We start from the raw sequence: 8,782 nt of genomic DNA on the forward strand, positions 1-8,782 counted from the left end.
AAGCAGGGGCCCAGAGTGGCCCCTGCTGCTATTTTAGAGAGTGGCTATTTTAGAGACCTGCTAGTTTAGATAGTGCACTGTCATGATACTCAGGTGATAGCCTGAGCCGAAAAGGAGGGTGGAGACAATGATGTCGATAGCGATAAAACGGGTCATCGCGGCGGCCGGTCTGGTCGCGGTCTGGAGTTGTACGCTAACCGCCGGTGCGGCGGAAGCGATACTGGAAGGCGATCGCAGTGTGCCGGTGGAGGCGCGCAAAGGTATGGTAGTGACGAGTCATTATCTGGCCACCGATGAGGCGCTAAGGGTACTGGAAGCGGGTGGTAACGCCATCGATGCGGCGGTGACGGCAGCCTTTGCGCTGGCGGTGACCCAGCCCCGCTCCGGCAATATCGGCGGTGGCGGTTTTATGCTGGTCTCTTCCGAAGAGCGCGGCGATGTGACCGCGATCGACTATCGCGAAAAGGCTCCAGCGGCGGCAAGCCGGGATATGTACCTCGATGAAAACGGCGAAGTTGTAAAGGAGCGTAGCCGCTTCAGCCACAAGGCAGCGGGCGTGCCGGGAACAGTGGCGGGCCTGGCGCTGGCGCTGGAAAAGTACGGCTCCATTACGCTGGCACAGGCGCTGGCTCCGGCGATCAAGCTGGCGGAAGAGGGCTTTGTCATTCCGCCTCGCTTCGCCCAGGGAATAGAGTCCCAGGCGGAACGGCTGAAGCAGTTTGAATCCAGCCGCAAGGTGTTTTTCAAAGCCGATGGCAGTCTTTACCAGCCCGGCGAACGTTTTGTGCAGAAGGATCTGGCAGCCACTCTGAGGCGTATCGCCGAGCAGGGTGTCCAAGGCTTCTACGAGGGTGAAACCGCCGATCTGATCGTCGCCGAGATGCAGCGCGGCGGCGGCCTGATCACCCACGAGGATCTGAAGAACTACCAGCCTGCGATCCGCAAGCCGGTGCACGGCAACTACCGCGGTTACGATATCTACTCCATGAGCCCTCCCAGCTCTGGCGGTGCGCATATTGTCGAGATCCTGAATATTCTTGAGGGTTACCCCATCGCCGATAGTGGGCTCAATTCGGCGCAGACCATTCACCTGATGTCGGAGGCGATGAAGCGTGCCTACGCTGACCGGTCCGAATACCTGGGAGATACCGACTTTGTCGATGTGCCGCTGACAGGTCTGACCTCCAAGGAATACGCCGCCAGCCTACGCGAGCAGATCGACCCGGAGCAGGCTACGCCCAGCGTGGAGATCAAACCCGGCAACCCGGCACCCTACGAGAGTAACGAGACCACCCATTTCTCCATCGTCGACAGGTATGGCAATGCGGTCTCCAACACCTACACCATCAACTTCAGCTACGGCTCCCACATCGTTGTCGATGGTGCCGGCTTTCTACTCAATAACGAGATGGACGACTTCAGCGCCAAGCCCGGTGTCCCCAACGCCTATGGTCTGATCGGCGGCGAGGCAAACAAGATCGAGCCGAATAAGCGGATGCTCAGCTCCATGTCACCCACCATCGTCAAGAAGGATGGCAAAAACTATATCGTCACCGGCAGTCCCGGTGGCTCACGCATTATTACCACCACACTGCAGGTGTTGATGAATGTGATCGACCATAACCTGAATATTCAGGCGGCGGTGAACGCGCCGCGCATCCACCACCAGTGGTTGCCGGACGAGATCCGTATCGAGCAGGGGATCAGCCCCGATACCATCCGCCTGCTGGAGGGCATGGGGCATAGCGTAGTGCAGAAATCCGCCATGGGGGCGATCCAGTCGATCATGGTCGGCGAGGACGGTGTCTTCTATGGCGGTGCCGATCCGCGTCGCAGTACCTCGTCTGCCAAGGGCTATTAACTAGCGCCGTAACAGTGGCTGGTAGCCGCCGGCTACTCCGGCGGTGACCACCGCCACAGCATCGTGGGCGTGCAGGCTTTCCTGATGCTCGATCCGTATCCAGAAATCGCGCAGGTCGCCCCGTTGGGCCAGGCACTGGCTCACCCGCCGGGCAGCGTCCTCGCAGAACATCAGGTTGTCGCCGTTCAAGCGGGCGAATGCCTGCTCATCCTCACGCTTAACGGCGGTCTGCACCGGGGTGCCCAGTGCTTGTTCCACCGTTTCTATAATCGATTCGAACTCAAAGGCTTCGGCTGATTCCGACAGTTCCAACTTAAGCTTCGCCCAGGAACGCTGGCTGTGTGGCGTGGCCAGGGAGCCATTCTCCAGCAGCCAGTGGCGGATCTCATCAACGCCAAGTCGCGCGCGTCCGGCAAAGGCATGATCCAGCGCCTCTACCAGTAATTGGCGTGACAAAGAGGCGGAGCAGGGGCAGGTGCTGGAGTAGGGGATAGCAAGCTCAAGCTCGATCCGAAGATCATCCTGAAAGGTGGCGTGGATCGCCGCCGGGTACTCCTTCCAGCCGCTATGATCGGTTTTCAGAGCCGGACGACGCGACAGGTAAGGGAACTGAATCGACACCCCGGCGGCCTGGCTGATCTCCTGATGAGTCTCCAGCTGCAGCCAGAGAAAGTCGCTGAGGCTTGAAGGCGAAAGAGGAGTGGATTCAGCCAGCTGTTCCAGCAGTAGATAGAGCCGCGACATATGGATGCCTTTGACCTCGGGGCGGACGATATCGACATGAATGTCTGCCTTGCCCTGCATCGACAGCACGCCGCGCTGGCTCTCCTGAATACGGAACTGCAGGGCCAGGCCGGCCATGCCCACCCAGTCAAGACGGGTGCTGATACCTGAGCTCGTGGAAGTGGCGATATCCGGAAGCGGGATTGGAGTGATGTTGAGGCTGTTCATCCTGAATCTCTTAAATCTCAATTAATATGTAATGTTATAAAATAACACTTTTATTGTCTGAGCGCTGTTCGGGGTTTGGCCTTTTTCGTGCTAACGCAGCGAATTCCCATGTTTGACATTCTGATCTGGTAGGCAGTAAGAATCGTGTCTAAGGAATAATTGTCACCGAATGAATACATAATAATTTTTCGGCTTTTGGCTATTTTTGTACTTAGGTAAAGGGTTTCTCGGCTTTTGTGGAGTTAATATAAAAATTGACGCAAAAAGTATTTTCCACACAGCATCTTTAGAAAGGGGCTCAACGCTCGCGGCATTAGACTTTGGTGGAAGAGGCGGAGTGTGCGCTAGATGTTCCAGCTGATTGAATTGACTGAGTTTTTATCGGTAGAGCGAGTTTCTTATAAAAGTGCCTTACTTTTGTCCTTCGATGGTTGGAGACAAATTGCATGCGTTATATATTTGCATCAGGAGATGCTTATGGTCGTTTGGTTGGATCCGCTCACGGTTGAGCATCGTAATTCAGTAAGAGCAGTTCAAAGAGGAGTGAGCAGATAACCTGAGATTGAAACCTCAGGGGCAAAAAATGAGGGGCCATAGACGTATGGTCCGCGAGTAACACGATGACGTCTACAAGTGTCCAAACCGGAATTGGGTTCATTCATGGCTGTTTCTTCTAGTGTTAACGCTCCACCTTCGACGGGGAAAAAAGTGCTGGTACGTCCAGACATCCTTGTCGTCTCCCTGGTCACGCATATTCTTGCGTTGGCGCTTCCCCTTGCGCTGCTTCAGATCTATGACCGGATTCTTCCATCACAATCCTACGGTACCGCTGCTTTCCTGGTGATCGGCGTTGGTATTGCCATCCTGTTGGAGTCGGTGCTGCGTTATGGCCGTCAGGCAATTTTTGTGGGTATAGGATCGCGGTACGAGGCACATACCACTATGGCGGCTCTGGATCGATTGCAACACGCCGATATCAGTGAAGTGGAAAAGCGGGGTACAGCCGCGATTTCCGATGCACTGCGCGCCATAGGTCAGGTACGGGATTTCTGGTCCGGCCAGGCCGGTGCTGCGCTTTACGAGCTGCCTTTCGTCGCTGTTTATATCGGTCTGATCGCCTACATCGGCGGTTGGCTGGCACTGATTCCGCTGGCGCTTTTCATCTTGGCCCTAAGCTTCGCGTTGTTCTGGAACCCGAGGATAGAGACCGCTGCCAGCGAGCTTGAAAAGGTAGAGCGTCAGCGCCATGATTTTGCCTGGTCACTGTTCAATGCACTGGGCTATCTGAAAGCCGTGGGTTCCGAGCGCAGCCTGGGTGCGCTCTGGCGCAGGCTCAATAAGCGTCAGGTGCAGCAAAGTGCCGTCCTGGAAACGCGTCTCGGTTGGGTTCGTGAGAACGCCACGGGCATCGGTCAGTTATCGACGATGCTGATAGTTACCTTCGGTGCCATAGAGGTTATCAACGGCCAGTTGACCACCGGTGCGCTTGCCGCCTGCACCATGCTTGCCGGCCGCTCTATCGGGCCTGCCATGGCGAGTCTGGGATATTGGTCCCAGCTGGCACGCATCAGTGAGGCGCAGAAAAAGGTAGATGACCTGACTAACCTGCCGCTCAACACGGCCTTTGGTGGTAGTTCCGATTCGCAAGCAAAGCAGGAGATGCGCGGTGAAATCACTATCGAAGCGCCGGAATTGCTTAACGCACCTGTCACCATCGCAGCCGGTGAGGTGGTTCACCTCAGGTCTCTCAATGCGCCCCACGCCTCCCGCCTGATGACAGCTATCTCGGGTATGACCGATGACCCAGGCATCAAGATCAAAATCGATGGCAAGGAACTCAGCGAGTTCGGTCGCAGAGAATATCGTGATGATGTGATGTTGGTTTCCCGGCATCTGGCGCTGGTGCCCGGTTCTATCTTGAATAACCTGACACTCTACGATCCGCGTTACAACGCTGAAGTCAGAAACTACAGCGAGGCGCTGGGGTTGCAGTCCCACGTGGATAAACTCAAAAACGGTGTGTTGACCGAGGTCGGTCCGGGTACCGCTGAGCACCTTGATGAAGGGGTTTACCAGCGTATCGCCATCATCCGTGCGTTGTTGCGCAAGCCAAAAATTCTCCTGTTGGATCATGCAGCCACCGGCCTGGATCTGGATGGAATCAAGCGGCTGGCGGCCATGCTGAATTCGCTGCAGGGCAATACCACGGTGCTTGTATCCACATACAAGGAAACGTTGATCGAAGCCTGCTCACGTTCTCTCGTGCTGGGTGACAAGGGGGCAGCGGAATGAGTACGGCCGTTAAACACGAACAAAGCGTTTACGCGAGCGAGTCTGATCGGCTCGAAGCGATTAACAAAGCATTGGGTACACAAAGGCTTGAAAATTCGGTGCTGGCACGGTGTATCGCTCCGCTGATGGTTGCGCTGGACTGGTTCGGTGCACCGCGATCCCTGTTGATCAGTCTGCCGGATCCGGAAAAGCCGATTGATGCGGGTGATGTGGCACGGATGTTGACCGAGCAGGGCTTCCGGGTTCGCTCACGTTCCTGGTCGGAATGGACCCGCCATGGAAACAACGTCCTCGATTCGCTGGCCGTGGGCAGTGTGCTGGTGTCTGACAACGGGGCCTATGTTTACCTTGGTCGCCTGGATGGCGAGGACTGGTGGCACGATGGCGAGAACAGTCTTTCCGGGCTGCAGCCTCAGTCCCGCGATCAGCTGCTGTACGTAGAGGAAGATGCCGAATTTCAAACACTGGACTCGCCCCAGCGCGGCTGGTTCCAGAAGCTGATGTTGGCGGCCCGCCGCGAAATATCGGGCATCATGTTCGTGAGCTTTGTGATTAACCTGCTCACTCTGGTTATCTCTCTGTTCACCATGTTTGTCTATAACACGGTTATTCCCAGTGGCGCGACCACCACGCTTTGGGCGGTTTCCGCAGGTGCGGGTATCGCGATTCTGGGTGCCTGGGCGCTGCGCCTGGCGCGGGTCACCCTGGTATCGCGGTTGACCGGGTGGGGGGGCTCCCGAATCAGTGATGTGGCCATGGGTAAAACACTTGGGTTGCCTCTGGAGCTGTCTGCACGCCTTGGCGTTGAAAACAACCTGACCCGTCTACGCGCTATGGAAGGGCTGCGGCAGTGGTTTGGTGGCGCGGGTGGCGTAATCAGTGCGGATTACCCCTTTGTCATCATATTCCTGGTGGTAATTGCAATGCTGGGCGGCTGGATTGTAGTTGTCCCGTTGACCGGACTGGTGCTGTTTGCGTTGGTCTCCTGGCCTTTGGCGCGGGCGACTGAAGCCCGGTCTGGGCGCGCGAGCAGCGTTTCCCGGAAATTGACGGAAATGACGACAGTGGTAACCAGTCGCCTCAGGGCCCTGCGCGGGGTGCGCGGTTCGGCGCTATGGAATCGTTACCTGGCGGACCTTGTCGCCCAGTCGGTGGTGGCTAATCGTGATTATGCGATGATCAACTCACTGACCCGAACGCTCGCCCAGTCGCTCAGTACGCTGACCGTACTTGGAACCATGGCGGTGGGTATCACGCTGGTGCTGGCGGGCGACATGTCCACCGGTGGGCTTATCGCTACCATGATGTTGATCTGGCGGGTGACCACACCTGCGCAACAGATGTTCTCCAACCTCGTTCGGGTTAAACAGCTGGTGGGTGCTGGACATCAGCTGCAGCGCTTGCTGCTCAGCACCGGTGAGGCTTCCAACCCGCAGATCATATCGCCAGTGGCTGAATTGAAGCCTTCCGTGCAGATCGATCGTCTTTATTACCGCTACAGTGCTGACCGTGAACCGGCACTGGCTGGCATCAGTTTCGAGCTTGAAGCTGGAGCCCGGCTGGCCGTTGTTGGTCCCAACGGCGCAGGTAAAACTACGCTGCTGGAACTTATCGCAGGCGCGAGAATGCCTCAGAACGGTCGTGTATTGATCGATAACCGGGACTACCGACAGTTCGACCCGGGCGATTACCGGGCCTGGCATGGATATCTGCCACAGATGATGCCGGGGCTTCCCATTTCGCTGCCTCAGTCGATGAGGCTGCGTCACCCCACTGCCAGTGATGAGGAGATAAAAGCAGCGCTGGCGCGGGTCGCAGGCCCCACCTGGTGGACCTACTTTGACGTGGAGTCCGCCGATGAGGCGCTGCATATCAGAATCACGCCCTGGCGTCAGGATAAGGCGGCGGTCAGAGGGCGCTACATCGTGCGTATGGCGGCGTCAATTATCGATAACCCGCCGCTGGTGCTGCTTGACGACCCGCTAGGGGACCGCGATCCCGTGCTGGATGCACATTTCACGCGCCTGCTTGATGAACTGCATGGCAAGACCACCGTGATTATTGCGACACATCGTCCAGACCTGATTCAAAGCTCCGATTTTATTGCTGTTATCGATAATGGTGCGCTGGCTCATTTTGGCCCCGTTTCCGCGCCGGAAGGCAGCCCATCCGAGGAATTGGCTTCATGACAAATACATCTAAATCTGCACCCGCCATCGTCGCGGTTACTGCGGGTGATACTCGTCCGGCAGTGGACATCGATTCGCTGCTTGATGACCGTGGGCAGTCAAAAACATTGCGCAGAACGCTGGCAGGGATCATTTTACTGACCGTTGTCGCGCTCGTCTGGGCCTCCGTTGCTCAGGTAGACGAACTGGCCAGGGCAAGAGGCGAGATGCAGCCTGGTGGCCATGTTCAAGTGCTGCAAAGCGAGACGGGTGGCACCATTATCGCGTTGCATGTAAACGAGGGTGACAGAGTTACCGCAGGTCAAATGATTGCAGACTTTGCGACCACCGATATTGACAAGATGCGTGCTCAGACGGATGTCAAACTTGCAGCCCTGGCAATCGACCGCGAAAGAATGCAGGCCGTACTTGAGAATCGCTTGCCTAACTTCGGCGGATATTCGGACCGATTTCCCATGCTGGTCGAGCAGGGGCTGAGAACCTACCACGATCAAATCACTGCTCGTGACAAGGCACTGGAAGCTACAAGCAGTCAGGGCGCTCAGCAAGGCGCAATGCTTCAGGGTGCCGAACGGGAACGCCAGCTGATTGCGCAGGAGATTCGTGAGGCGCGAGATAGGTTGGCACGGTTGGAAGAGGGCGCGCGCCGTGGGGTTATAACACAGCTGGCGTTAAGTGATGCTCGTCAGCAGCTTACCGCCCTGCAAGAGAGACTTTCTGAAGCGACGGCAAGAGCGCAGGGAATGCGCAGCTCTATCGGCGGTGTTGATGCGGAGATGGCTCGTCAGCGCGCGGATTACAACGAGCAGCTCAGTAATGAATTGAGCGCAATAACAGAGCAGTACAGTGAACTCCTCGCGGAGCGTCGTGCGCTGGAAGAAACCGAAGGGCGCATTCAGCTGGAGGCTCCGGTAGACGGTATTGTGACTGCGTTACCGCAGACAGCTGAGGGCGCGGTGATTCCGCCGGGTGGGATTGTCGCCGAGGTTGTCCCCACTGGGCAGGACGTCGTGATGGAAGTGATGGTCATGCCGCGCGATATAGGTTTTGTCAAAGAGGGACAGCGGGCAGTAGTGAAGGTTGATAGTTTCGATTCCGCGCGTTTTGGTTCGGTTGAAGGACGGGTCCAGCGCGTAGCGCCAACCTCTTCCAAGTTGGAGGAGAACGGCATGCCATACTACAAGGTCGAGGTGGCCCTAAGCAGTCCGTATGTCGGTGGCGCTAACCATCGTTTGATGCCGGGTATGACCGGCGAGGCTGATATCGCCACAGGTCGGAAAAGCGTGATCCAGTATCTGCTGAAGCCGATATTCCTGGCTTCAGATACTGCGTTCCACGAGCGTTGATCCCGACTTTAAAAAATTGAGTTTAGAGGTGCCCCGAGATGGACAATAAACCCTTTGAGTCCATGACCGATGAGGAAAAAGCGGCTTACCTGAAAGCTAAGGAAAAGCAGCTTGGTCGATTGAATGACGAGAAAAACGCCGAG

General features: G+C 56.7%; 5 protein-coding genes. 4 read left to right on the forward strand and 1 reads right to left on the reverse strand.

Translation table 11 applies throughout. From position 1 onward, the window contains the following. Positions 1-130 precede the first annotated feature (130 nt). Positions 131-1,861: a gamma-glutamyltransferase gene (gene ggt, locus ACQUQP_RS08520; protein WP_432698370.1), complete on the forward strand. Its 1,731-nt coding sequence runs from the start codon at positions 131-133 to the stop codon at positions 1,859-1,861. Here the strand turns inward: ggt and folE2 are convergent, their stop codons facing one another. After that, positions 1,862-2,812, reverse strand: a complete 951-nt coding sequence (gene folE2 / locus ACQUQP_RS08525) for a GTP cyclohydrolase FolE2 (RefSeq protein WP_432698371.1) — start codon at positions 2,810-2,812, stop codon at positions 1,862-1,864. Positions 2,813-3,520: 708 nt separating this feature from the next. On the opposite strand from folE2, the gene ACQUQP_RS08530 reads away from it, so the two are divergent. From ACQUQP_RS08530 to ACQUQP_RS08540, 3 genes are read left to right on the forward strand one after another with little or no spacing between them, the layout of a single operon-like run. After that, the gene (locus ACQUQP_RS08530; protein ID WP_432698372.1) at positions 3,521-5,104 is read left to right on the forward strand and encodes an ABC transporter transmembrane domain-containing protein; all 1,584 of its coding nucleotides are present in this window, start codon (positions 3,521-3,523) and stop codon (positions 5,102-5,104) included. Beyond that, a complete protein-coding gene (locus tag ACQUQP_RS08535) occupies positions 5,101-7,293 on the forward strand; it encodes a peptidase domain-containing ABC transporter (protein WP_432698373.1) in 2,193 nt (730 codons plus the stop codon). Before ACQUQP_RS08530 ends, ACQUQP_RS08535 begins: the two co-directional genes overlap by 4 nt. Next, the gene (locus tag ACQUQP_RS08540; protein WP_432698374.1) at positions 7,290-8,639 is read left to right on the forward strand and encodes an HlyD family type I secretion periplasmic adaptor subunit; all 1,350 of its coding nucleotides are present in this window, start codon (positions 7,290-7,292) and stop codon (positions 8,637-8,639) included. The genes ACQUQP_RS08535 and ACQUQP_RS08540 overlap by 4 nt, the downstream gene beginning before the upstream one ends. The last annotated feature ends 143 nt before the right edge of the window (positions 8,640-8,782 follow it).

Source organism: Marinobacterium sp. YM272, assembly GCF_050908845.1.
Lineage (GTDB): Bacteria > Pseudomonadota > Gammaproteobacteria > Pseudomonadales > Balneatricaceae > Marinobacterium_D.

Coding starts and splice junctions, on each gene's coding strand:
- ACQUQP_RS08535 (WP_432698373.1), top strand. CDS start 5,101: ATGAGTACGGCCGTTAAACACGAACAAAGCGTTTACGCGAGCGAGTCT.
- ggt (WP_432698370.1), top strand. CDS start 131: ATGTCGATAGCGATAAAACGGGTCATCGCGGCGGCCGGTCTGGTCGCG.
- ACQUQP_RS08540 (WP_432698374.1), top strand. CDS start 7,290: ATGACAAATACATCTAAATCTGCACCCGCCATCGTCGCGGTTACTGCG.
- folE2 (WP_432698371.1), bottom strand. CDS start 2,812: ATGAACAGCCTCAACATCACTCCAATCCCGCTTCCGGATATCGCCACT.